Below are 1817 nucleotides of genomic sequence, written 5' to 3'. Positions count from 1 at the left end.
TTTAAAAGGCTCTAAAACCACGCGCTAGAAATGGACGGCAGAAGCAGCACGCCGCACATGTTTCCGTGCTTCGGTGTGCTGCTCGTCTAGAATAGACTCATCTTTCAGAGAGTCCGTTTATGCCTGATTCGGTCGAGTCTCGGTTCCTGCCTGAGCTTCCTGTTGAGCGATTAATTGCCTGTCACGAGTGCGATTTGCTGATGCGCAAACCGCAGATCGAAAGTAAGCGTCCGAGCTACACCGTCTTGCAACTCAAACCTTGATCCTCTTAAACCACTGATTCACGCGCTCGCAGTCAAATGCCGCCGGCTCAAATATTTCACCGTACCAACTCACCATGTCGTCGTGTTCTGGATGCTTGGGGTCTGCCATGGCCTCTAGAAAACCCTCGTAACCCGGCACCCCACCTACGTCTTCCGGCGGGCAAGCATTGGCACCTTCAATGCAATACGGCAGTTGAGGGGCTGTGATGGCAGGTAGCCTTTTCTCGACTTTGATTCGGTGATCCCAGCTGTCACCAAAGTCGTAGAGATAGTCAAACGTCTTTTTACCGAACAGCGCTTTGACCAATGTCTTGCGAGCTTCTGGATTCACCGGCGGCCCCCAGCCATCAGAATCGGGAATCCCGTATTTTTCATCTGCTATTTCAAACTCATGCAGATGACTGTCGCTCCAGCCCATCACGACCTGAATCACGTGATGCAGCTTGCCCAAGGTAATGTTTTCAGGGACTACGAAACGACGCCAAATCGTCGGTGTGATCCACTTCAGCTCAATGTGCAACAGCAAGAGATCAGGTGCAGGTTTGGGTAGGCTGACAGTTTTAACCATGGATCAGGCGGCCTCGCAGTGGTCAGTGTGGTTCAAGGAAATATTCTAGGGCAGCAGTTCGCCCCCCCCCCGGTGTCAGGCGTTGATCAGCGGTCGCAGCAACTGGCTGCTCTGGCCGACCCAGTCGGCAGGGTTGAGCGCTCCAGATCCACGCCCTCACGGGCGTAGATCTCGGACTGTCGGTACAACGGCAAATGATCGGCAAACTTCGAGACCAGCACACGGGCCAGTAGACCCGCGCCGGCAAGGCTTCGGGCTATTGGGCGGCTCGGTGCCGGCACCTGAGCGATGTGCTCGCAGCAGCGGCAAACCCACTTCGGACGGACATGGCGAATGACTCTGAAGCGTGCCGGAACGTACTCCAGCACCTCGGACACATCCTCACCTAAATGGCGAAGTGTCCCACCGCAACCAGTGTACTGCGACTCGTGCTGATGAGCGGGGGTTTCGCGAGGCAGGTGTTCGGGCAATGGTTTACGGCGCGAAACTGCGCGAGGTGCTGGCTCGACTGGAGGTGTCATTTCGGCTTGGCTGACTTGCAGTTCTTCAAGGCTCAACTGGAGCTGGTCGATCATCGCTTCCAGTTGCTCGGAGCTGCGACCGAACTGCGTACGACGCAGCTTGGCAATCATCATCTTTAAGCGCTCAATCTCTGCCCGCTGGGCAGAGACCAGAGCCTTCAAGGATTGAAGATCGCTAGGCAGGGAGTCGGTCGCGAGCGTCATGACCGAATCTTACTTGGGATTTTTTCAGCGCGGCAAGTCAGATCGCGAGGACGGATGCTGTACGAATTGGCCTGCGCCAATCAATGCCTTCCAACAGCATCGACAACTGCGCAGCCGTCAGTGACACCCTGCCGCTGGTTGCTTGCGGCCAGACGAAGCGTCCTTGTTCCAACCGTTTGCAAAGCAGGCACAAACCGTCGCCGTCCCACCATAATAGCTTGATACGGCCACCGCGCCGTCCGCGAAAGGCGAAGATCTGAC

Annotated in this window: 2 protein-coding genes and 2 pseudogenes; 1 reads left to right on the top strand and 3 read right to left on the bottom strand. The window is 56.1% G+C overall.

The window, feature by feature from the left end; translation table 11 throughout:
* Positions 1-119: 119 nt before the first annotated feature.
* Positions 120-218: pseudogene (locus tag P8H27_RS20480) on the top strand (paraquat-inducible protein A); the annotation flags it as partial.
* A 34-nt stretch (positions 219-252) separates the two neighbouring features.
* Here P8H27_RS20480 and P8H27_RS20475 read toward each other — a convergent pair.
* From P8H27_RS20475 to tnpB, 3 genes and pseudogenes are all read right to left on the bottom strand, one after another.
* Positions 253-831, bottom strand: coding sequence for a plasmid pRiA4b ORF-3 family protein (locus tag P8H27_RS20475; RefSeq protein WP_289639590.1), 579 nt, complete (start codon positions 829-831; stop codon positions 253-255).
* A gap of 84 nt (positions 832-915) precedes the next feature.
* Positions 916-1556, bottom strand: a pseudogene (locus P8H27_RS20470) (IS66 family transposase zinc-finger binding domain-containing protein); the annotation flags it as partial.
* A 37-nt stretch (positions 1557-1593) separates the two neighbouring features.
* On the bottom strand, positions 1594-1817 hold a 224-nt coding region (gene tnpB, locus P8H27_RS20465; RefSeq protein ID WP_289639588.1), incomplete at its 5' end, for an IS66 family insertion sequence element accessory protein TnpB.

It is taken from the genome of Pseudomonas sp. sp1636, assembly GCF_030376615.1.
Taxonomy (GTDB): Bacteria; Pseudomonadota; Gammaproteobacteria; order Pseudomonadales; family Pseudomonadaceae; genus Aquipseudomonas.
This window is presented reverse-complemented; position numbering and strand designations above follow the sequence as displayed.